Here is a 20,747-nt window from a genome sequence, read left to right as displayed (position 1 = left end):
AGCACGCGGGGCCGACAGTTCCGGGGCACCGCTGGTCAGCCGGCGAGCGACACCGCCATCGCCGCGGCCGCCACCGTCCCGGCCACGGTGCGGACGGTGTTCCACCGGGTCCACCGGCGGGTGTACCGGGCCCACGACGCGGCCTCGTCGGCGCTGCCCGGCTCGGTCGCCGCCAGCCGGTCGTTCAGCGGCACGTTGGCGACGGCGGTCACCCCCACCAGGCCGGCCAGGTACGCCACGGCACCGGCCAGGACCAGCACGCCGGACCGGTCGAGCGGTCCCCCGGCCAGGACGCCGATCGCGGCGACGACGTGCAGCAGCGCCGTGCCGAAGAGGGCGGTCATCAGCGGTGGCCGTACCGCCGCGACGTTCACCGCCCGCATCGCCGCGGCGCCCGCGGCCGGCGGCAGGCTGCCCAGCGCGCGCATGACGAAGCCGGAGAACGCGAGGAAGACGCCGGCCACCAGGCCGCTGCCCACGGCGGCCGCGACGACGACGGCCGTCCCGGTCACCGGCCGGCTCCCGCGGTGGCGCTCCGGTGGGGGACGGTGGCGGGCACCACGGGCATGACGTCAGCCAACCGGCCGGCGTCGAGCCGGTCCATGCCCTCCGCCGTCAGCCGGCGACCAGCTCCCACGCCTGGTCCCCCACGTCGTCGGCCTCGGCCCGGGAGAGGGCGCCCACGTCGACCAGGCGGTCGAGCACGTGGGCCTGCCGGGCCGCGGCGAGCTCCGGGTGCACGACCGGGTCGTAGGCGCTCGGCGCCTGCAGCAGGCCGGCGAGCAGGCTGGCCTGCGCCCAGGAGAGCTCGCCCGGCGGGACCCCGAAGTAGCCCTCGCTGGCGGCGACCACGCCGGTGTACCCGTGCCCGTAGTAAGCGGTGTCGAGGTACATGCGCAGGACCTCCTCCTTGGTCCAGCCGGCCGACAGCTTGAGCGCCAGCACGACCGCCTGCGCCTTGGCCGCCGGACCGGTGTCGCCGTCGCCGTAGAGGTTCTTGGCCAGTTGCTGCTCGAGCGTCGAGCCGCCCAGGTCGCGGCCCAGGACGACGCCGAGCGGAGCCCGGAGCGCGCCGCGCCAGTCGATGCCGGGGTGGTCGGCGAACCGGCTGTCCTCGGTGGCCAGGACGGCGACGACGAGGCGCTCGGGCAGCTCGCCGGTCAGCGGCGTGCCCCCGGTGGCGGCGAGCAGCGCGTCGACCCGGGCGCGGGCGTCGTCCACGCCCGGCGTGGCGAGCCAGGCCCCCGCGAGGGCGAGCGCGAGCACGACCGGCACCGTGAGGACGGCGAGCGCGAGCCGGCGCAGCACCCGGCGCCGGGCCCGGGTGGGGACGGCCGCGAACGGTGGACGGGGCGACGGGGCGAGGGCGGTCTCGGGCACGGGACCAGTCGATCCCGCGGCACTCCCCGGCCGCGTCGGCCGGCGGGATGATCATCGGGAGCCGCAGGTCAGCCCGGGGGTGGACCCTCCCTCAGTCCGGCCAGCCGACCGCGCGCAGGTCGACCCGACCGTTCCGCACCGGGACGCCCTCGGCCGCCAGCAGGGCCAGCTGCCGGACGCGGACCGGCTCGGCCGCCGTGCCGTCGGCGCGCACCACCCGGTGCCAGGGCACCGCTCCCCCACCCTGGGCCAGCGCCCGCGCCACCCGCCGCGGCCCCACGCCGACCAGCCGGCCGATGGCGCCGTAGGTGCTCACCCGGCCCGGCGGGATCCCCTCGACCGCGTCGTAGACCGCCTCGTCGACGTCGGCCGGATCGGTGTGGCCGCTCCGCAGGGGCCCGGGGCGGGCCTGCGGGGCCCGGGGGGCGGAGGGGTCCTCCATCAGGCCCGGCGGCCGAACCGGGCCAGCACGCGCACCTGCTCCGGCGCGCCGGCCGGCACGTCGACGGCGGGGCCGAAGGCACCCGGCACCCCGCCGGGCGGCAGCAGTTCCGCGGCCCGCGCCGCGGCGGCCAGCAGGGCCGGGTCCAGCCGCTCGTCGCCCCCGGTGGCGCGGGCGAGGTCCCAGGCGTGCACGGTCAGGTCGGCGGTGAGCCGGGTCAGCCAGGCCCGCACGGGCACCGGCCCGCCGTCGAGCGCCACCGTGCCGTCGAGGTCGCCGTGCAGCGCGACCGCGGTCAGCGCGCCGTCCGCGGCGTCCTCCCAGGCCGCGAGCGGGTCGCCGCCCAGGAGGAGGACCCCGCTGCCCCCCACGCCTCGCCCGCTCGGCGCGGGTCCCTGCAGCGAGGCCGGGTCGGCGGGCTCGCCGGCCAGCAGCCGGGGCACCCGCCGGGCCTCGTGCACCAGGTGGGCGACGAGGTCGGCGACGGTCCAGCCCGGCAGCGCCTCGTCGTCCCACTGGCCCGCCTCGACGGCGTCGACCCGGTCGGTGAAGGCGTTCTGGGCGCGCTGGAGCAGCTCCAGCAGCTCGGCGGCGTCGCGGTCGGGCACCTCCCCAGTGAACCGCGCCCAGCCCGCCGACACGACGAAGGCCCCACCTCCCGTGCGGGAGGTGGGGCCTGACATCGCGGCCCCGTCCTCGGGACGGGGCCCTCTCTCAGTAGGTCGGGAGCGCCTTGTCGATGCGGGTCGCCCAGGCCGTCACGCCGCCCTGCACGTGCACGGCGTCCTTGAACCCGGCGTTCTTGATCGCGGCGAGCACCTCGGCCGACCGGACGCCGGTCTTGCAGTGCAGCACGATCGGCTTGTCCTGCGGCAGCTGCGACAGCGCCCGGCCCGAGAGCAGCTCGTCCTTGGGGATGAGCTTGGCGCCGGGGATCGACACGATCTCGTACTCGTTGGGCTCCCGGACGTCGATCAGCTCGAAGTCCTTGCCGGCGTCCATCATGTCCTTGAGCTCGTCGACGGTGATCGTCGCGCCCGCGGCCGCCTCCTGCGCCTCGGTGGAGACGACGCCGCAGAAGGTCTCGTAGTCGATGAGGCCGGTGATCGGCTCGCCCTCGGGGTCCTTGCGCACCTTGATGGTGCGGAAGGTCATCTCCAGGGCGTCGTAGACCATCAGCCGGCCGAGCAGCGTCTCGCCGATGCCGGTGATGAGCTTGACCGCCTCGGTGGCCTGGATGGCGCCGATGGTCGCGCAGAGCACGCCCAGCACGCCGCCCTCGGCGCAGGAGGGCACCATCCCCGGCGGCGGGGGCACCGGGTACAGGTCGCGGTAGTTCGGGCCGTGCTCGTTCCAGAAGACCGAGACCTGGCCGTCGAACCGGTAGATCGAGCCCCAGACGTAGGGCTTGCCCAGCAGCACGCACGCGTCGTTGACCAGGTAGCGCGTGGCGAAGTTGTCGGTGCCGTCGACGATGAGGTCGTACTGGCTGAAGATGTCCAGCACGTTGTCGCTGTCCAGGCGGGTCTCGTGCAGCCGGACGTCGACGTAGGGGTTGATCTCCTTGATGGAGTCCCGCGCGCTCTCGGCCTTCGAGCGGCCGACGTCGGACGCGCCGTGGATGATCTGCCGCTGCAGGTTGGACTCGTCGACCACGTCGAACTCGACGATGCCGAGCGTGCCCACACCGGCGGCGGCCAGGTACATGAGCACCGGGGAACCGAGCCCACCGGCGCCGACGGCGAGCACCTTGGCGTTCTTCAGCCGCTTCTGCCCGTCCATCCCGACGTCGGGGATGATCAGGTGGCGGCTGTAGCGGCGGACCTCGTCGATGGACAGGTCGGCGGCGGGCTCCACCAGGGGTGGCAGGGACACGCTTGCTCCTCAGGTCGCGGACAGCGGCCCCGGGGGGCCGGCGTTCGTGCGCATAACAGCGTGACACCCCGCTCTCTTCCCGACCGATCCGGGGACGCGCGCCGGCCCTCAGCCCCGCAGGTCCCGCCGGCGGTAACCGGCCAGCCCGGCCAGCCCGAGGGCCACCGCGACGGCGAGCATGCCGGCCGTCCCGGCCCAGTCCGGCGCCTCGGCCGGCACCTTCGCGAGGTGCGCGAACGGCGACAGCGCGCGGACGGCGTCCGGCCAGCCGAACGTGTCCGCGAGGACCAGCAGCAGGTACCCGCCCGCGGCGGGCAGCACGCCGATCGGCAGCACCGCCGCCGGCGCCCACCCCAGGGCGAACACCGCCGCGCCCAGGCACACCAGGGCGACGGGGACGACGTTCGCCGCGCCGGCCAGCGCCTGCCCCGGGGTCAGCCCGGCGTCCACCCACGCCGCGCCCGCCCACGTGGCCAGCCCGGCGACCACCGCGAGCACGCCGCAGCCCAGCGCCACCGCCAGCGCCTCGGTGCGAAGCCACCGCGACCGCCCGACGGGCAGCGAGTACAGCAGCACCTGGCGCCCGGCCACCTCCTCCGCGGCGCCGGCCGCGATCCGCCCGGCCGCGAACGCCCCGATCGGGACGGCGAGCACGGAGAACAGCGAGGACGCGTAGCCCTGGACCGACCCGAGCTCGGCGAACCCGGCCTGCACCGCGAGCCGCGCGAACTGGGCGTTGTCGCGGAGGAAGTCCAGCATCGCCGTCGCCAGCAGCCCGATGAGCAGGAAGTAGGCCCCGATGCCGAGCGCCCAGGTGAGCACCGGGCGGCGGATCCGGTGCACCGCCAGGCCGGGAAGGCTCCCCACCAGCCGGCTCGGCGCGCGGACGGCGTCCCGCGCGTGGAGCACGCCGGCGCCGACGTCCCGCCGGTCGGCGAGCACGACGGCGGCCAGGGCGGGGGCCGCGGCGAGCACGGCGAGCACCGCCAGCGGCGCCGCCCGGTCGGCGGCGTAGGGCGCCACGGTGCTCAGCAGTCCGAACGGGCTCGCCCAGCGCAGCCACGCGAGGGAGTCGACGCCGTCGCCGACCATGCGCAGCAGCAGGCCCGCCAGGACGACCCCGACGGCCAGCCCGGACGCCGCCCGCCGCTCGGCGACGAGCTGGGCGGCCAGGCCGCCCACGGCTGCGCCGGTCAGGCCGGCCCCCGCGACGACGGCACCGAAGAGGAGCGACCCGGCGGTCGCCGTCCCGGCCAGCAGCGCGCCGGCGGACACGGCGAGCCCCGGCAGCACCGCCGCACCCAGGACGCCGGCGAGCTGACGCCGGGCGAGCGCACCGGCGCGCACCCGGCCGGCCAGCAGGAGGTCCGTCCGGCCGGCCTCCTCCTCACCGCGGGTGACCCGGGTGGCGGTGAGCGCCGCCCACACGCCGACGAGGACCGCCAGCACCGTGCCGGTGCGCCAGACCGTGAAGCCGCCGGCGTCGTCGAGCGCCCGCGCCGGGCCGAACAGCGTGCGGATGGCCGGGTTGTCGGCGAGCGCGGTCAGGGAGCCGGCCGTCACCGTGCCCTGGAAGGTGTCGCGGTACTCGGCGGCGACGAACGCGACGAGCACCCCGCAGACCGCGGTCACGACGAGGGTTCCCCGGCGGACCAGCCGCAGGAGGAGGCGCAGCGGCCCGCGCACCGGAGCAGGTGGGCCGGCGACCGGTGCCTGCGGCGGGGCCGCCGTCCGGCTGGTCACCGCCGCACCTCGCCGTAGTAGTCGAGGAAGATCTCCTCGAGGGTCGGCTCGCGGACCTCGAGCCGCGCGACGTCGGCCGCACCGAGCGCCCGCAGCACGGGGCCCGGGGGCCCCGTCAGGGCCAGCGCGAGCCGGACGTCGGAGACCCACCGCACCTCGGTCACCCCGGGCAGGTCGGCGAGCCCGCGGAGCTCCGGAGCCGGCCGGTCCAGCTCGACGACCACCTCCGAGCGGCGCAGCCGGCGCAGCGCCTCCAGGCCGGCCACCTCCACCAGCCGCCCCTGGCGCAGGATGGCGACGCGGGTGCACACGGCGTCCACCTCGGCGAGCTGGTGGGAGCTGAGGAACACCGTCTGCCCCCGCTCGGCGGCCTCGGTGATGCAGCGCCGGAACTCGCGCTCCATCAGCGGGTCCAGGCCGCTGGTGGGCTCGTCGAGGACGAGCAGCGGCGCGCGCGTGGCGAACGCCGCCACGAGCGCCACCTTCTGCCGGTTGCCGGTCGAGTACGCGCGGGCCCGCTTGCGCGGATCGAGACCGAACCGCTCGACGAGCTCCGCGCGGTAGGGCAGGTCCGTGCCGGGCCCCACGCCGGCGAGCAGGTCCAGGCACTCCTGGCCGGTGAGCGCCGGCCAGAGTGCGACGTCGGCCGGGACGTAGGCGAGCGACCGGTGCGCCGTCTCCACGTCCTCCGCGGGGTGGCCGAGGATCTCGGCCGTGCCCGAGCTGGGCCGGATCAGCCCCAGCAGCATGCGGATCGTCGTGGACTTGCCGGCACCGTTGGGGCCGAGGAAGCCGAAGACCTCACCGGCCGGCACGTCGAGGGACAGGCCGTCGACGGCGAGGGTGGACCCGAAGCGCTTGGTCAGCTCGCAGGCGCGGACGGCGGTGGCGGTCATGGTGGAGCCCTCCCCGGGGAGTCGCGGACACGACTGCCGACCAGGCTTCCCGGCGCACCGCGGAGCAGCCTAGACCCGGGGCCCCGCCCGCAGGGCCTCCGTCGCCGCGACGTTCAGGACGGCGGCGCGCCCCGCCGTCCCGCGAGCGACCGCAGCCCCGCCCTGACCCCGGGCGGCAGCCGCCGGGCCGCACCGCGGGCGAGAGCCTCCAGCCGCTCCCGCGGCGCCGGCGGCGTGCCGCCGAGGACCAGCAGGTCACCGTGGGTGCCGTAGCCGAGCGCCTCCTCGTGCCACGCCGTCCCGTCGAAGGTGACCATCCACCAGGCCTCCGGGCGGTCCGGCCCGGGCCGCACCAGCAGCGGGTGCGGGATGTTCGTCCCGTAGGGCGCGACCAGGCTGCGCACCCGCCGCATCGCGGTGTCGTACACCGGGTACTCGGCGGCGTCGCGGTCGCTGGCCAGCAGGTACCAGTCGTCGCCGAACCGCTGCAGCAGCGTGCCCTCGGTCTGCTCGAGCGCGGCGTCGGCGCCCACCAGCCGCAGGCCGCGGGTGGGGTCGGCGTCCCGGGTCTCGGCCAGCGCGGGGTGGAAGACGTAGCGCGGCGGCCCGAACGACGGGCACTCGGTGAAGGCCAGCAGCCACCGGTCGCCGACCCGGGCCAGCGACGGGTCCCAGGCGCTGACCTCCGTCGGCAGCTCCAGCCGCTCGGTGCGCAGCACGTGCACCCCGGCGAGCAGCTCGCGCTCGTCGCCGACCGCGACGCGGACGTGGGTGCCGCGCTCGGGGTCGTGGTCGCCCCACGACGACACCATCACGGTGTACCGGGCCCGCTCCTCGTCCCAGACCACGCAGCCGGCGTGGTCACCGAGCACCAGCCCGTCGCGCTCGGAGAACAGCGCGCCGACCTGCTCCAGCCGCCCGGGATCGGCGAGGTCGAGGGTCCAGACGCCCCAGTGCGCCTGCTGGAAGAACCCCAGGCCGGCGTTGGTCAGCGTGAGGTAGGCCTTGCCGTCCCGGACCACCGGACGGCCGTCGGGATGGCGCACGAGCTGGGGATCGCGCAGCCCGACCGCACCGGAGTACCCGGCCCGCACCCGACCGGTCTCCGCCGGGCCGGTGACGCCGGCGGCGTAGGACAGCCCGGCGAGGACGGCGGGGTCGCGCAGGTCGAGGACGGCGGCGACGCGCTCCCGCTCCCAGGCGACCGGCCGCCACTCCTCGGTGCCGGCGGGCGCGACGAGCGCGACGACCCGGTTCTCGTTGACCACGCAGGCCAGCCGGAACGGGGCACCGGTGCCGGTGCCGGCGTCACCCTCGGCGACGACCACGGGCCCGCCCGCACCGGCGGCCACCTCGAGCCGCACCCGCCCGTCGCGGTGGCGGGCGAGCACGGCTCCGGCCGGCCCGGCCAGGCCGCAGTCGACGCCGCCGCCGTCGTCGGCACGGACGACGTCCACGACGACGGCGGCGAAGGGCGCCCGCGGGCCGGGAGCGAGCGGCAGCGGGCCGGCGCCCTCCGGCAGCGGCCCCTCGCGGTCGACCTCGACGAGCGGCGACAGGAGGGCGACCGGCCGGTGCCGGGTCAGCTCGGCGAAGCGGAGGTCGAACGGATGCGGGGGGCGGCCGATCACCGGGCGAGGCTAGCCGTGCCCGCGCGCGGTCGCGGGCCGGGAGAGGCGCCGCGTCAGGGGAAGGGCCAGGCGTTCTTGACGCAGCCGTCGAGGCCGAGCGTCTGCTGCTGCATGACCGGCGCCAGCTGGCCGGCGCCGGGGCAGGGCTGGTGGCCGTTGCCCAGCGCGTGGCCGACCTCGTGGTTGACCACGTACTGCCGGTAGGTCGCGATGTCGCCCTGGTAGTCGGGGACGGCGGTCTCCCAGCGGGCCAGGTTGATGACCGCGCGGTCGCCGTACCGGCAGGAGGTGTAGCCGCCGGTGCCCACGCCCGGGCAGTAGGTCTCCATGTTGCCGGGGCTGATCAGGGTGACCTTGAAGTCGAAGGCGCCGGCGGCCTCCTCCTCGACGCCGACCCGCTGGAAGGACATCCGGCCGCCGCTGCCCCACGAGCGGGGATCGCCCAGCGTCGCCTCGACCGCGGCGGCGAACGCCGTGCCGTCCACGCCGATGCCGTCCTCGACCTCCACGACGAACCGGCGCAGCGGCCCGCTGCCGTAGACCTGCGACGTGCCGGGCACCACGGTCACGCTGCCGCCGCCCCGCTCGACGTACGTGGGCGCGGTCTCGACGGCGACCGGCGGGGGCGCGGACTCCACCTCGGCGCTGCTGCCGGGAGCCGGCGCCGTCACGTCGGCCGGCGCGCCCTCGCCCTCGGCGACCTCCGGCGCCGCCGAGCTCGCCGCCGCCGTGGCGCCGGCGGTGCTGGTCGCGCCGCCGTCCACCCCGGTGCGGGCGAGGTCGACGAGCGTGAGCAGCGTGGCGATCGTCAGCAGCGGGATCGCGTAGGCCCGCCATCCGTAGCGGAGGACGAACCGGCGGATCCGCCCGGCCGGCCGCGCCGGCGGGGTGCGCCCCGGGGCGGCGGGGTCGCGGAGCTCGGCGGCGGGACGGGCCACCAGCGGAGCCGCCGGAGCCGGACGCCGGGGGGCGCGCACCTCGGCGCGCGGCGGTCGGACCGCCGCCCGGGGCGCGGTGGACGGCTCGCGCACGGGGGGACGCGCGCCCGCGACGGGCCGGCGGACGTCGCGCGGGAGCGGCGGGCGCGCTGCGGCGGGCGGTACGCGAGGGCGGTCCCCGGACCTGCCGCCGGCCGGCGGTCCTGCCACGGGCCGACCTCCCGCCGGTCTGGTGTCGGGCCGGCCCCCCGCCGGCCGCGGGCCGGTCGGCCCGCCGTCTCCGGTCAGGTTCTCACGGACGGCGACCCCGGTGGAGCAGCCGGTGGCAGGCGGGGCGTGTCCGGCCGGGCACGCAGCGTCAATCCCGGGACGCGGCCTCCTCGACCATCCCCAGCACCGCGCGGGCGGTCAGCTCGGGCACCTCGAGCATCGCCACGTGCCCGACGCCCTCGAGCACCAGCAGCCGGGAGTCGGGCACCACCGCCGTGAGCCGGGGGGCGAGCGCCGGGTCGACCAGCCGGTCGCGGTCCCCCCAGAGCACGAGCGTCGGCGGCCGCAGCGAGCGGGCCATCCGCCAGGCGTTGGCCGGCCCGATCCGCAGGTAGGAGGTCATCAGCCCGCGCATGCTGCGGGCCAGCGCCCGGCCGGCCCAGGCCTGCTCCGACCGCTCGCGCATCTCCTCCAGCGCCTGCTGCATGCGCTCGCGCGGCACCCGTGACGGGTCCCCGAAGCACATCTGCACCATGCCGCGGACCTGCTGCTCGGGGGTCACGCCGGCCAGCCGGCGCTCGGCGATGGAGGGCACGCCGGGCAGCAGGAGCAGCAGCAGCGCGGGGCTGAACGCCCGGGGCACCCGGTAGACCGGCATCGCCGGGGACACCAGGGTCAGCGTCGCGACCAGGTCCGGACGGCGGGCCGCGACCATCACGCTGACCAGCCCGCCGAGGGAGTTGCCGAGCAGGTGGACCGGCCGCCCGGCCGCCTCGCCGGGCTCGGCGACGATCCGCTCCAGGACGTCGACGACCGCCTGCACGTGGCCGCGGATGGAGTAGGAGCCGCGGGCCGGCGGGTTGCTGCGGCCGAAGCCCGGCAGGTCCAGCGCCCAGCCGTCGAAGCGGACGGCGAGCAGCGCGGCCAGGTCGGTCCAGTTGGTGGAGGCGCCGCCGAGGCCGTGGACGTAGAGGGCGCGCTCGCGGGGGGCGCCGTCCCCGTCGCCGTCGACCGGGCCGCGCCACGGCGTCCGCCGGACGAAGACGCTGCCGCCGCGCACCGGGACCTGCTCGCCGGGCCACGGCGGCGACGCGGTGTCCAGGCCGGGCAGCGGGGTGTCGGACGGGACGGCGGCGCGCGGTGCGGGGACGCCCGGTCGCGGACCGGACGGCGCGGCTCCCCCGGCCGGCGCGGAGGGGACGGCGGAGCGGGACACCCGCGCGACGGTAGTACCGCCTCCCGTCGGGGCGCGCGCTCTGGTGACCCGCCGGTAACATCTGGCCCGCCATGCCACTGCCCCGTTCCGGCCAAGCGCCGGCCCGCCGCACGTCCCGCCTCCCGCGCGGGGCCCGACGGCTGCAGTTGCTGCAGGCCGCGCAGGAGGTCTTCGTCGCCCAGGGCTTCCACGCCGCGGCGATGGACGAGATCGCCGACCGGGCCGGGGTCAGCAAGCCGGTGCTCTACCAGCACTTCCCCGGCAAGCGGGAGCTGTACCTGGCCCTGCTGGAGCTGCAGGTCACCGAGCTGACCGACCGGGTGCGCGCGGCCATGGCCGGTACCGACGACAACCGCACCCGCGTGGACGGCGCCGTCGGTGCCTACTTCGACTTCATCGACGCCGAGGGCGAGGCCTTCCGGCTGGTGTTCGAGTCCGACCTGCGCAACGACGACGACGTCCGCGGGCTGGTCGACCGCGGCACCCGCGCGTGCGTGGAGGCGATCGCCGAGGTCATCGCCGCCGAGACCGGCGCCGACGCCGAGCGCGCGCTGCTGCTGGCCTCCGGCTTGACGGGGCTGGCCGAGACCAGCGCCCGGTGGTGGCTGGCCAGCAAGGGCAACGTCGCCCGCGACGAGGCGGTCACGTTCATGTCCGCGCTGGCCTGGCGCGGCATGTCGGGCTTCCCCCGGATCGAGAGCGGCGACGGCCCGCCCGCCTGACCAGCGGTCGCGTTCGCTGTCGGCGCATCCGCACGACCGCCCCGGCGGTCCCCCGCTGGACTAGCGTGGACGACAGCCGCGCAACTCGAGGAGGCATCCGCCGTGGAAGTCAAGATCGGTGTCCAACACTCCCCCCGGGAGCTGGTCATCGACAGCCCCAAGACGCCCGACGAGATCGCGGCCGACGTGGCCGCGGCCATGTCCGGCGCGACCAAGGACGGCCTGCTGACCCTGGTCGACGAGCGGGGCCGGCGGGTCCTGGTGCCGGTCGACCGGATCGCCTACGTGGAGATCGCCCAGGCCGACCAGCGCCGGGTGGGTTTCATCGCCGGCGTCTGATCCGCGACTCCCCGACGGGGCGCTCCTGCATCGCAGGGGCGCCCCGTCGGCGTCTCGGCATCCGGCCGCGGTGTCGGCCGGTGGGCCGACGATGTCAGGGGTTGAGCCCGAGCGCCTTCATCCGCTGCGTGTGCGCGCCGGTGATCCGCTCGACCAGCCGGCCGATCCCGGTCAGGTCGCCGGTGCCGGTCATGATCAGCTCCGCGAGCTCCTCGCGCTGGGCGATGACCGCCTGCGACTGGGTGATCGCCTCACCCACCAGCCGCCGTCCCCAGAGGGCGAGCCGGCCGGCGACGGTGCGGTGCTCGGCGATCGCCGCGCGCACCTCGCGGACGGCGAACTCCGCGTGCCCGGTGTCGGCGAGCACCTCGAGGATCAGCCCGCGGTCGGGCTCGGGGAGGAAGGTCGCGACCTCGCGGTAGAAGTCGCTGGCCAGCCCGTCGCCGACGTAGGCCTTGACCAGGCCCTCCAGCCAGGTGCGCGGGCGGGTGCTCTCGTGGAAGGCGTCGAGCGCGGGCACGAACGGCGCCATGGCCTCCGCGGGGTCGGCGCCGAGTTCGACGATGCGCGCGGTCAGCCGGCCGTGGTGGCCGATCTCGGCGGCCGCCATGCGGGCCAGCGCGGCGCGACCGGTGAGCGTGGGGGCCAGCCGGGCGTCCTCGGCGAGCCGGTCGAAGGCGGTCAGCTCGGCGTACGCGAGGACCCCCAGGAGGTCGACGACGGCTCGGGGGTCGACCGCGGTCACGGGCTCTCCTCGCTGCTCGGGGCGTCCCCGCCCCCTCCCCCGGACGGGTCATCCGGGCCGTCTCCCGGCGGCGGCGCAGGGAGGCTAACCGGTCGACGCGCTACCATGGGAATCGGTGAGCCGCCAGGCTCGCTTGTCCTTGTGCGCTGACACCGCTGGACGACGCCCTCCGCGGCCCGGGATCCGGGCTCGGGGGCAGTCTCCCGGGCGGGTCCCCCTGGACGCCCGGTCTTGCTGGCCGCGTCGGCGCTGGAACGACATCCCGCGACACCCGACCGCGGAGCGGCCCGGAGCGACGTCCGTCGCCCCCGCTCCCCCAGCAGACCAGAGGCGAGTGAACTGACCTCCACCGAGAACACCCCCACCACCCCCGAGCTGGAGCACGCCGAGACCGGCGCGCCCGCGCCCGAGGAGATCGAGTCGCAGGTCGAGGAGCTGGGCGGCGCCCCGGTCGCCTCCGACAGCCCGCTGTTCAGCGACTTCGACGTGCACCCCGACATCGTGGCCGCGCTGGCCGAGGCCGGGATCACCCGCACCTTCGCCATCCAGGAGCTCACGCTCCCGCTGGCGCTGGCCGGCAACGACCTGATCGGCCAGGCCCGCACGGGCACCGGCAAGACCCTCGGCTTCGGCGTGCCGCTGCTGCAGCGGGTCACCCCGCCGGCGGAGGGCTCCGACGGCGTCCCGCAGGCGCTGGTCGTCGTCCCCACCCGTGAGCTGTGCGTGCAGGTCTCGCGCGACCTGGCCACCGCGGGCGCCAAGCGCGGCATCCGCGTGCAGGCCATCTACGGCGGCCGCGCGTTCGAGCCGCAGGTGGAGGCGCTGCAGAAGGGCGTCGAGGTCGTCGTCGGCACGCCCGGGCGGCTGCTCGACCTGGCCCAGCGGGGCGACCTGATCCTGGGCAAGGTGCGCGTGCTCGTCCTGGACGAGGCCGACGAGATGCTCGACCTGGGCTTCCTGCCCGACATCGAGCGGATCCTGGGCATGGTCCCCGACCAGCGCCAGACGATGCTGTTCTCCGCGACGATGCCCGGCCCGATCGTCACCCTGTCGCGGTCGTTCATGACCCAGCCGACCCACATCCGGGCGCACGGCAACGACGAGGGCTCGACGGTCCCGCAGACCACGCAGTTCATCTACCGGGCCCACAACCTGGACAAGCCCGAGCTGCTCTCCCGGGTGCTGCAGGCCCGCGACCGCGGGCTGGTCATGGTGTTCTGCCGCACCAAGCGCACCGCGCAGAAGGTCGCCGACGAGCTCGTCGAGCGCGGCTTCGCCGCCGCCGCGGTGCACGGCGACCTCGGCCAGGGCGCCCGCGAGCAGGCGCTGCGCGCGTTCCGCAGCGGCAAGGTCGACGTCCTGGTCGCCACCGACGTCGCCGCCCGCGGCATCGACGTCACCGGCGTCAGCCACGTCGTGAACTACCAGTGCCCCGAGGACGAGAAGACCTACGTGCACCGGATCGGCCGCACCGGCCGCGCCGGCGCCCAGGGCGTGGCGGTGACGCTGGTCGACTGGGACGACATCCCGCGCTGGCAGCTGATCAACAAGGCGCTCGACCTCGACTTCGCCGACCCGCCGGAGACCTACTCCACCTCCCCGTGGGTCTACACCGACCTCGACGTGCCCGAGGGCGCCAAAGGCCGGCTGCCGCGCTCGCAGCGCACCCGCGAGGGGCTGGACGCCGAGGAGCTCGAGGACCTCGGCGAGACCGGCAAGCGCAACCGTCCCGCCGGTGGCGGCCGCGGCCCCGGCCGCACCGAGGAGCCGGCCGAGGCGCCCGCGCGCTCGGGCAAGAGCCGGCCGCGCCGCCGCACCCGCAGCGGGGCCGGGGAGTCCTCCGGCGAGGGCGCTCCGGTCGAGTCGGCCGCCGCGCCGGCGGCCGAGGGCGGGGCCGAGGGCGAGGGCGGGGCGGCCAAGCCGCGCCGTCGCCGGCGGCGCCGCGGCTCCGGCCGCGGGTCCGAGTCCGCCGCGTAACCAGCGGCACGGTGCGACCGCGCCGCCCGCCGCTGCGGGTGTGGGTCTGGACGGCGGCCACCGTGGCGCTCGCCGTCCTCGCCGCCCTGCTGTGGCGCGGCTCGGACGCCGCCGCCACCGAGAGCACGACCGCGGCACCGGCCGACGTCCCCGACGGGACGCCGGCCGGTGCCGTCTCCGAACGGTGGACGGTGGACGCGGCCGAGGTGCCGCGGAGGTTCGTGCAGGCCGGCCGCGTGGTGCTGGCCGTCGAGCACGGGGTGCGGGCACTCGACGCGGTCTCCGGCGAGGAGGCCTGGCACTACACCCGGTCCAACGCGCGGCTGTGCGACCTCACCGCCGTCGACGACCGGGTGGTCGCCGTCTTCGCCACCGAGGACCGCTGCGACGAGGCCGTCGCGCTCGACGCCGGCACCGGAGTCCGGCAGTGGACCCGCAACACCTCCCTCCGGCCGGACATCACGCTCACCAGCACCTCCGGCACGGTGCTCGCCACGGCGCCCACCGGCGTGACCACGTTCGACCCGATCGGCGACACGCTGCGCTGGCGGGCCGCGGCCGGGGAGGGCTGCCGGATCGAGGACTCCGCCGTCGGCTCGGCCGGGGTGGTGCTGCTGGAGAGCTGCGCCGACGCGCCCGCCCCGCGGCTGCGGCTGCTGCAGCGGCTGTCCGGCGAGGAGTCGTGGACCCGCGACGTCGCCGGCGGCGCGGTGACCCTGGCCGGCGTCGACGACCTGGTCACCGTCGTCGCCGGGGATCAGGTGCAGGTGTTCGACGGCGCGACCGGCGCCCCTGTGCAGACGCTCGACCTGCCGCCCGGCGAGGACGACGGCGTCGCCGCGCTGACCGCCGCCACGGGCGACACCACCTTCGTCTGGGCCAGCGGCACGCTCTGGGCGCTGGCCCACGACGGCGGCGCGGTGCGCTGGTCGGTGCCGGCGCTCGGTGTCCCGGCGGTGACCACCTCGGTCGACCTGCTGGCCGGCAAGGCGCAGGTCTGGGTGCCCGAGGAGGGCGCGTTCGTGCAGCGCGATCCGCTCACCGGGGCCGAGCTGGCCCGAGCGGCCACCGGCCCCCTCCCGGACGGGATCCGGACGGCGGTGCTCGGCCCGCTGGTGCTCACCGCGCTGCCCGACCGGGTGTCCGCCGCCCGCTGACCCGGAGCGGCGCGGACCGCCGCCGCGAGGTTGACTGGAGGACATGCACACCTCTGCTCCGCGGGGCGCCGCATGGTGATGCCCGGTGGCCCCGGTGACCGCGCCTCCGCGGTCGCCATCGCTCCCGACGACCTCCGCCAGCTCGCCGACCACGACGCCCGGCACCGCAGCTTCGCCGGCGGCGCCGGCCCGCTGACCGCCCTGGACACCGGGGGCGACGGCGAGAACGGCACCGTCCTCATGGTGGCCGGCTACACCGGCAGCAAGGAGGACTTCGCCCCGCTGCTGGCTCCGCTGTGCGGCGCCGGCTACCGCGTCGTGGCCATCGACCAGCGCGGCCAGTACGAGTCCCCCGGCCCCGACGACCCCGCCGCCTACACCGTGCCCGAGCTGGGCGCGGACCTCGTGGCCGTGGCCCGGGTGCTGTGCGAGGAGACCGGCACGCCGCACCTGCTCGGGCACAGCTTCGGCGGTCTGGTGGCCCGTGCCGCCGTCCTCGCCGACCCGGGCGCGTTCCGCTCGCTGACGCTGCTGGGCTCGGGCCCGGCGAAGCTGGTCGGCCCGCGCGTGGAGCTGCTGGACCACCTCGGCCCCCTGCTCGAGGCCGGCGGCGTGCCGCTCGTGCACGAGACGCTCGAGCAGCTGGCGATGACCGATCCCCGCGCGCAGCGCGTGCCGGCCGAGACGCGCGCCTTCCTCTCCCGCCGGTTCCTGGCCAACAGCGCCGCCGGGCTGCGCGGCATGGCCGACGCGATGACCACCGAGCCCGACCGGGTCGCCGAGCTGGCCGCCACCGGCGTGCCGGTCCTGGTCGCGCACGGCGTGGCCGACGACGCCTGGACGCCGGAGTCGCAGGCGGACATGGCGCGCCGGCTCGGCGCCCGCCACGAGGTGATCGAGGCGTCCATCCACTCCCCCGCCATCGAGAACCCGGAGCGCACCCTCGAGGTGCTCCTGTCCTTCTGGTCGGCGGTGGGCGCGGCATGACCGGCCGGCCCTCGGCGCGGGACTGGACGCCCGAGGAGGACCTCCTCGGCTTCTTCGGGCCCGACAGCGTGAGCTGGCGGGTGCACGCCGATCCGGTCTTCTCCGTGGGCGGGCTGCGGGCGCTGCTGCTGCAGGCGCTGCACCCGGTCGCGATGGACGGCGTCGCCACGTTCTCCGAGGGCTTCCGCACCGATCCGTGGCCGCGGCTGGCGCGCACCGCCGCCTACGTCGACACCCTGACCTTCGGCACCCGGCGCGAGGCGATGCGGGCGGTCCGGCGGGTGCGCGGCATCCACCGCGGCAAGGCCTCCGAGGACCCGGCCACCGGCCGCGCCTACCGCGTCGACGACCCCGACCTGCTGCTGTGGGTGCACTGCTGCGAGGTCGACTCGCTGCTCGACGTCGCCCGGCGGGCCGGCGTCGTCGACGCCCGGGACGCCGACCGCTACGTCGCCGAGCAGGTCACCGCCGCCGTCCTGGTGGGCGCCGCGGAGGACGACGTCCCGCGGGACGCCGCCGGGCTGGCCGCCTACCTGGCGCGGATGCGGCCCGAGCTGGCGGTCACGCCGGCCGCCCGCGACGCCTGGAAGCTGGTCGTCACCCCGCCGATGCCGGCCTGGGTGCGGTTCCTGACGCCGGCCCGCCCGGCCTGGGGCACCCTCGCCTCGCTCGCCGCGGCGACGCTCCCCCGCTGGGCGCGGCAGATGTACTCGCTGCCGGGCTTCGGCGTCACCGACCCCGCGGCCACCGCGGCGCTGCGCGCGTTCCGGTCGGGCATGCTCGCGCTGCCGGCCCGCGCCCGGCAGTCACCGATCGTGCGGGCGGGGTTCGAGCGGGTGGCGCAGGCGGTGCCGGTCAGCGCCTGAGCGCGGCCCCGGTCAGTCGCCGATCGGTGCGCAGCCGGTGCCGGCGTCGACCAGCGCCTCGAACTGGGCGGGGTCGGTGGTGCAGGCCGCGATCGGCGTCGTCTTGTTGGTGCCGTGGTAGTCGCTGGACCCGGTGACCAGCAGGCCGAGGTCGGCCGCCAGCCCGCGCAGGTGCTCGCGCTCGGTCTCGTCGTGGTCGGGGTGGTCGACCTCCAGGCCCAGCAGCCCGGCCTCGGCCATGGCCGCGATCGCGTCGTCGCCCACCACGCGGCCGCGCTTGGTGGCCAGCCCGTGCGCGAACACCGGCACCCCGCCCGCCGCGCGGACCAGGGCGATCGCCTCGCGGACCTCGGTGTCGGCCTTGGCCAGGTAGTACGGGCTGGAGTGGTGCAGCAGGCCGGCGAAGGCCTCGTCCACGGTGGCGACGACGCCGGCCTGCACCAGCGCCCGTGCCACGTGCGGCCGGCCGACGACGCCGCCCTGCGAGGCCTCGACGATGCGCGCCCACTCGACCGGGTAGCCGGCCGCGGCCAGCGCGGCGACGATGCGCTCGCCGCGCCCCAGGCGTTCGTCGCGGAGCCGGGCCCGCTCGTCGGCCAGGCCGGGGTGGTCGGGGTCGAACAGGTAGGCCAGCAGGTGGACGCTGATCGGCTTGTCGCCGGCGGGGAACCACCGGCAGGACAGCTCCATGCCCGGCACCAGCGTGAGCCCCGCGGGCCGCGCCGCCGCGGCGGCCGCCCAGCCGGCGGTGGTGTCGTGGTCGGTCAGCGCCACGACGTCGAGCCCGGCGGCGCGCGCCCCCGCCAGCAGCTGGGCGGGGGTCTCGGTGCCGTCGGACACCGACGAGTGGGTGTGGAGGTCGATCCGCATCAGCAGCCAGCCTGCCGCACGCCGGGCCGGCCCACCCGGCGGCGGCTCGCGCTCACGCCGGGGAGGGTGGCCGCGGGATGGGCTGGGTGTCGCCCCTGCGGTCTGCGACCGGCTCGATGCCGCCCTCGTCCTCGGGGTTCTCCTCGACGCCGTCCCCGCCGAACAGCAGCTGGCTGACCTGCCGGTACAGCAGGTCCGCGTGCGGCAGGAAGGTGATCTCCGACAGCGCCTGCTGCTGCCCGGCCGACTCGAAGCGGAACGTGCCGTAGCCCAGCAGCTGGCCCAGCAGCGTCTCCTTCCAGGTCAGGTCGGTGATCCGCCGCAGCGGCAGCAGCGCGACGGTGCGCACGACGATCCCGCTGGTCAGCAGCACGCGGCGGTTGGTGACGATGAAGTGCCGCATCCACCACTCCCCGGCCCGCAGGGCGAGGAAGCCCAGTGCCCCGGCGAGCACGAGCAGCCCGGCGGTGCTGCTGACCCGGTTCTCCGGCGCCAGCTGCAGCAGCCACACGCCGACCGCGAGCACCGGCAGCGCCTTGAGGGCGGGGGCGATGAGCACCGCCCAGTGCCGCCGGGTGGCGATGACCGGCGGGTGCTCCTGCGGGAGGAGGTACTTCGCGGCGTCCTTGCGCCAGCGCTCGGGGCGCTGGCCGGCGGACGGGCGGGTCACGTGGGCCTGGAGGTGGGCGCCTAGACCAGGGACCCGACGAAGGAGGCCAGCGAGGAGGCGGCGTCGCCGAGCGCCTCGCCGGCGCTGCGGACCAGCTCGGCCGACGACTCCGGCGCCTGGATGACGTAGAACACCACGAAGGCGACGACCAGCCAGGTGATGACCTTCTTCAGGTTCACCGCCACCTCCACGGGTGCGTTCCCAGGGCCGGGCGGGGGTCCGCTCCGGTCGGCCCGGCCGGACCGAGTCCCATGGGTAACACGGATCCCACGGCCCCCAGCCGGGGACACGCCGCAGGTGACCGAGTCGTTGCTATCGGCCGGGGAGCAGGTGCTCGCCCGGCGGCCCGAGCGGCAGGTCGGGATAGAGCCGGTCGCGCAGGTCGAGCAGTTCGAGCTGCTCGGCGAGCAGCCACGCCGCCGACATCGGCCACATGACCAGCCAGAGCCAGACGCCGTAGGCCTCCCCGACGAAGGCCGCGCGGTCGTCGGTGGTGGGCACCGCCCACAGCGGCGTGTGCTGGCCGGCGGCCTCCAGCTCGGTGGAGGCGGGGCCGGAGATGACGTCGCCGGGGTCGAGACCGGGCAGGCCCGCGTAGCCGCAGCCGACCCCGGTGCCCGGCTCCTCGGCGACGAGCACCAGCTCGGCCGAGCCGCCCAGGGGTGCGGGACCGCCGCAGTCGACGACGATCGCCCGCGCGCCGGGCTCCCCGCCCCAGGCGATGCCCGTGACCGCCCAGCCCGGCGGCACGGGATCGGGCACCCAGGCCGGCACCCGGGCGTCGGCGCAGACGGCGGCGATCGCGTCGTGGGCGATGACGACGGTGTGGTGCAGCGGCGTGACCGCTCCGTGCACGTGGCACCACGCCTGGCCTGCGCTCCCCGGGCGGACGGTGAGGTGCTCGCCGCAGCGGGGGCAGACCGGGGAGGCAGACATCGGGTTCACCGTCCTGTGACCGGAGATGTTCGTCAAGCGCAGCGGCGGGAGCGGCCGGGCCCTGGTTAGCCTCCGGGCGTGCCCGATGCCGCCGTGCCCGTCGTCGCCTGCGTCGGTGCCGTGGTGCACGACGCGGCCGGCCGGCTGCTGATGATCCGCCGCGGCACCGAGCCCGGCCGCGGGCTGTGGTCGGTGCCCGGCGGCCGGGTGGAGCCCGGCGAGACCCTCGCCGCGGCCGTGGAGCGCGAGGTGCTCGAGGAGACCGGCCTGCGCGTGCGGGCCGGCGAGCCGGTGGGCCGGGTGCGGATCCCGGGGCGCGGCGTGGAGTACGACGTCGTCGACCTGGCGTGCACCCTGGCCGACGACCGGCCGAAGCCGGTGGCCGGGGACGACGCCGACGACGTCGCGTTCGTCGACGCCGCCACGCTCGCCGGGCTCTCCTGCACACCGGGCCTGCTGGCGACCCTCGGCGGGTGGGGCGTGCTGCCGGGCTGACCCCGGCGGCATCCCCTCCCGCCGACCGGCGGCGTCAGGAACGGCGCGCGGGCTCCGGGCGGCCGGGCTGCTCGCCGCCGCGGGCCTCCCCGTAGGAGCGCTTGGGCACCATGACCTTGCGGCGGAAGATGCAGACGACGGTGCCGTCCTGCTTGTAGCCGATGGTCTCGACGGAGACGATCCCGCGGTCGTCCTTGGACCTGGACTCGGTCTTGTCGAGGACCGTCGTCTCGCCGTAGATGGTGTCGCCGTGGAAGGTCGGCGCGACGTGCCGCAGCGACTCGATCTCCAGGTTGGCGATGGCCTTGCCCGACACGTCGGGGACGCTCATGCCGAGCAGCAGCGAGTAGATGTAGTTGCCGACGACGACGTTCTTGCCGAAGTCGGTGGTCTCCGCCGCGTAGTGCGCGTCCATGTGCAGCGGGTGGTGGTTCATCGTGATGAGGCAGAACAGGTGGTCGTCGTACTCGGTGACGGTCTTCCCGGGCCAGTGCTTGTAGACGGCCCCGACCTCGAACTCCTCGTAGTAGCGACCGAACTGCATCTGCGTCCTCCCGGCGACGGTGCTGGTGGGGGCACCGGGACGCACGGGACAGCGGTCCACCGGCGGAGCGCGGTGTGCCGGGCGCCCGCGCACGTCGGTGACCCATCT

The 20,747-nt window shown here is 76.5% G+C and carries 23 protein-coding genes; 7 read left to right on the top strand and 16 right to left on the bottom strand.

The features are described from left to right. Positions 1 to 35: 35 nt before the first annotated feature. From ACI79R_RS11960 to ACI79R_RS11915, 10 genes are all read right to left on the bottom strand, one after another. Positions 36 to 512: an anthrone oxygenase family protein gene (locus ACI79R_RS11960; protein WP_456573845.1), complete on the bottom strand. Its 477-nt coding sequence runs from the start codon at positions 510 to 512 to the stop codon at positions 36 to 38. A 103-nt stretch (positions 513 to 615) separates the two neighbouring features. Next, positions 616 to 1,380 (bottom strand): biosynthetic peptidoglycan transglycosylase, encoded by a 765-nt coding sequence (locus ACI79R_RS11955; RefSeq protein ID WP_456573844.1) that lies wholly within the window; start codon positions 1,378 to 1,380, stop codon positions 616 to 618. Between the two features lie 91 nt (positions 1,381 to 1,471). Further along, a complete protein-coding gene (locus ACI79R_RS11950; protein WP_456573843.1) occupies positions 1,472 to 1,822 on the bottom strand; it encodes an MGMT family protein in 351 nt (116 codons plus the stop codon). Next, on the bottom strand, positions 1,822 to 2,505 hold the full coding sequence (locus ACI79R_RS11945) for a TIGR03086 family metal-binding protein (protein WP_456573842.1): 684 nt from the start codon (positions 2,503 to 2,505) through the stop codon (positions 1,822 to 1,824). The genes ACI79R_RS11950 and ACI79R_RS11945 overlap by 1 nt, the downstream gene beginning before the upstream one ends. 31 nt (positions 2,506 to 2,536) lie before the next feature. Next, entirely contained in the window at positions 2,537 to 3,697 is a 1,161-nt protein-coding gene (gene moeZ, locus ACI79R_RS11940; RefSeq protein WP_456573841.1) for an adenylyltransferase/sulfurtransferase MoeZ, read from the bottom strand. Positions 3,698 to 3,805: 108 nt separating this feature from the next. Further along, on the bottom strand, positions 3,806 to 5,440 hold the full coding sequence (locus ACI79R_RS11935; protein ID WP_456573840.1) for an ABC transporter permease: 1,635 nt from the start codon (positions 5,438 to 5,440) through the stop codon (positions 3,806 to 3,808). After that, positions 5,437 to 6,336, bottom strand: coding sequence for an ATP-binding cassette domain-containing protein (locus tag ACI79R_RS11930; RefSeq protein ID WP_456573839.1), 900 nt, complete (start codon positions 6,334 to 6,336; stop codon positions 5,437 to 5,439). The genes ACI79R_RS11935 and ACI79R_RS11930 overlap by 4 nt, the downstream gene beginning before the upstream one ends. Positions 6,337 to 6,449: 113 nt before the next feature. After that, positions 6,450 to 7,967 carry a hypothetical protein gene (locus tag ACI79R_RS11925; RefSeq protein ID WP_456573838.1) on the bottom strand — a complete coding sequence of 506 codons (1,518 nt, stop codon included), beginning with the start codon at positions 7,965 to 7,967 and terminating at the stop codon, positions 6,450 to 6,452. 53 nt (positions 7,968 to 8,020) lie between these two features. Further along, a complete protein-coding gene (locus ACI79R_RS11920) occupies positions 8,021 to 8,905 on the bottom strand; it encodes a DUF3152 domain-containing protein (protein ID WP_456573837.1) in 885 nt (294 codons plus the stop codon). Positions 8,906 to 9,263: 358 nt separating this feature from the next. After that, positions 9,264 to 10,331 (bottom strand): alpha/beta fold hydrolase, encoded by a 1,068-nt coding sequence (locus ACI79R_RS11915; RefSeq protein ID WP_456573836.1) that lies wholly within the window; start codon positions 10,329 to 10,331, stop codon positions 9,264 to 9,266. A gap of 71 nt (positions 10,332 to 10,402) precedes the next feature. Between ACI79R_RS11915 and ACI79R_RS11910 the strand changes: the two genes are divergently transcribed. Both ACI79R_RS11910 and ACI79R_RS11905 read left to right on the top strand, forming a co-directional pair. Beyond that, a complete protein-coding gene (locus tag ACI79R_RS11910; protein ID WP_456573835.1) occupies positions 10,403 to 11,053 on the top strand; it encodes a TetR/AcrR family transcriptional regulator in 651 nt (216 codons plus the stop codon). Positions 11,054 to 11,155: 102 nt separating this feature from the next. Next, a complete protein-coding gene (locus ACI79R_RS11905) occupies positions 11,156 to 11,392 on the top strand; it encodes a DUF3107 domain-containing protein (protein WP_456573834.1) in 237 nt (78 codons plus the stop codon). A 94-nt stretch (positions 11,393 to 11,486) separates the two neighbouring features. Here the strand turns inward: ACI79R_RS11905 and ACI79R_RS11900 are convergent, their stop codons facing one another. Then, entirely contained in the window at positions 11,487 to 12,137 is a 651-nt protein-coding gene (locus ACI79R_RS11900) for a ferritin-like fold-containing protein (protein WP_456573833.1), read from the bottom strand. Positions 12,138 to 12,368: 231 nt separating this feature from the next. Here ACI79R_RS11900 and ACI79R_RS11895 point away from each other — a divergent pair, with 231 nt between their 5' ends. From ACI79R_RS11895 to ACI79R_RS11880, 4 genes are all read left to right on the top strand, one after another. Beyond that, the gene (locus ACI79R_RS11895; protein WP_456573832.1) at positions 12,369 to 14,114 is read left to right on the top strand and encodes a DEAD/DEAH box helicase; all 1,746 of its coding nucleotides are present in this window, start codon (positions 12,369 to 12,371) and stop codon (positions 14,112 to 14,114) included. Positions 14,115 to 14,125: 11 nt separating this feature from the next. Continuing rightward, positions 14,126 to 15,271, top strand: coding sequence for a PQQ-binding-like beta-propeller repeat protein (locus ACI79R_RS11890; protein WP_456573831.1), 1,146 nt, complete (start codon positions 14,126 to 14,128; stop codon positions 15,269 to 15,271). A gap of 72 nt (positions 15,272 to 15,343) precedes the next feature. Then, positions 15,344 to 16,258 carry an alpha/beta fold hydrolase gene (locus ACI79R_RS11885; RefSeq protein WP_456573830.1) on the top strand — a complete coding sequence of 305 codons (915 nt, stop codon included), beginning with the start codon at positions 15,344 to 15,346 and terminating at the stop codon, positions 16,256 to 16,258. Next, the gene (locus ACI79R_RS11880; RefSeq protein ID WP_456573829.1) at positions 16,255 to 17,124 is read left to right on the top strand and encodes an oxygenase MpaB family protein; all 870 of its coding nucleotides are present in this window, start codon (positions 16,255 to 16,257) and stop codon (positions 17,122 to 17,124) included. Before ACI79R_RS11885 ends, ACI79R_RS11880 begins: the two co-directional genes overlap by 4 nt. A gap of 12 nt (positions 17,125 to 17,136) precedes the next feature. On the opposite strand, the gene ACI79R_RS11875 is transcribed toward ACI79R_RS11880, so the two are convergent. From ACI79R_RS11875 to ACI79R_RS11860, 4 genes are all read right to left on the bottom strand, one after another. After that, entirely contained in the window at positions 17,137 to 17,994 is an 858-nt protein-coding gene (locus ACI79R_RS11875) for a PHP domain-containing protein (RefSeq protein ID WP_456573828.1), read from the bottom strand. A gap of 52 nt (positions 17,995 to 18,046) precedes the next feature. Further along, positions 18,047 to 18,664: a PH domain-containing protein gene (locus tag ACI79R_RS11870; protein WP_456573827.1), complete on the bottom strand. Its 618-nt coding sequence runs from the start codon at positions 18,662 to 18,664 to the stop codon at positions 18,047 to 18,049. Positions 18,665 to 18,684: 20 nt separating this feature from the next. Next, positions 18,685 to 18,843 (bottom strand): hypothetical protein, encoded by a 159-nt coding sequence (locus ACI79R_RS11865; RefSeq protein ID WP_456573826.1) that lies wholly within the window; start codon positions 18,841 to 18,843, stop codon positions 18,685 to 18,687. 133 nt (positions 18,844 to 18,976) lie between these two features. Continuing rightward, positions 18,977 to 19,600 carry a DUF6758 family protein gene (locus ACI79R_RS11860; RefSeq protein WP_456573825.1) on the bottom strand — a complete coding sequence of 208 codons (624 nt, stop codon included), beginning with the start codon at positions 19,598 to 19,600 and terminating at the stop codon, positions 18,977 to 18,979. A 78-nt stretch (positions 19,601 to 19,678) separates the two neighbouring features. Here ACI79R_RS11860 and ACI79R_RS11855 point away from each other — a divergent pair, with 78 nt between their 5' ends. Next, positions 19,679 to 20,095 carry an NUDIX hydrolase gene (locus ACI79R_RS11855; RefSeq protein ID WP_456573824.1) on the top strand — a complete coding sequence of 139 codons (417 nt, stop codon included), beginning with the start codon at positions 19,679 to 19,681 and terminating at the stop codon, positions 20,093 to 20,095. Positions 20,096 to 20,129: 34 nt separating this feature from the next. On the opposite strand, the gene ACI79R_RS11850 is transcribed toward ACI79R_RS11855, so the two are convergent. Next, positions 20,130 to 20,639, bottom strand: coding sequence for a MaoC family dehydratase (locus ACI79R_RS11850; protein ID WP_456573823.1), 510 nt, complete (start codon positions 20,637 to 20,639; stop codon positions 20,130 to 20,132). Between the last annotated feature and the right edge of the window lie 108 nt (positions 20,640 to 20,747).

Source organism: Blastococcus sp. SYSU D00820 (assembly GCF_054050695.1).
Note: the sequence above shows the minus strand (reverse complement) of the source record. Positions and strands in the feature narration are given on the sequence as shown.

What these genes read in the sequence shown, in the direction of transcription:
- ACI79R_RS11880 (WP_456573829.1), top strand. Translation starts at nt 16,255, where the DNA reads ATGACCGGCCGGCCCTCGGCGCGGGACTGGACGCCCGAGGAGGACCTC.
- ACI79R_RS11885 (WP_456573830.1), top strand. Translation starts at nt 15,344, where the DNA reads ATGGTGATGCCCGGTGGCCCCGGTGACCGCGCCTCCGCGGTCGCCATC.
- ACI79R_RS11875 (WP_456573828.1), bottom strand. Translation starts at nt 17,994, where the DNA reads ATGCGGATCGACCTCCACACCCACTCGTCGGTGTCCGACGGCACCGAG.
- ACI79R_RS11910 (WP_456573835.1), top strand. Translation starts at nt 10,403, where the DNA reads ATGCCACTGCCCCGTTCCGGCCAAGCGCCGGCCCGCCGCACGTCCCGC.
- ACI79R_RS11930 (WP_456573839.1), bottom strand. Translation starts at nt 6,336, where the DNA reads ATGACCGCCACCGCCGTCCGCGCCTGCGAGCTGACCAAGCGCTTCGGG.
- ACI79R_RS11850 (WP_456573823.1), bottom strand. Translation starts at nt 20,639, where the DNA reads ATGCAGTTCGGTCGCTACTACGAGGAGTTCGAGGTCGGGGCCGTCTAC.
- ACI79R_RS11945 (WP_456573842.1), bottom strand. Translation starts at nt 2,505, where the DNA reads ATGTCAGGCCCCACCTCCCGCACGGGAGGTGGGGCCTTCGTCGTGTCG.
- ACI79R_RS11860 (WP_456573825.1), bottom strand. Translation starts at nt 19,600, where the DNA reads ATGTCTGCCTCCCCGGTCTGCCCCCGCTGCGGCGAGCACCTCACCGTC.
- ACI79R_RS11950 (WP_456573843.1), bottom strand. Translation starts at nt 1,822, where the DNA reads ATGGAGGACCCCTCCGCCCCCCGGGCCCCGCAGGCCCGCCCCGGGCCC.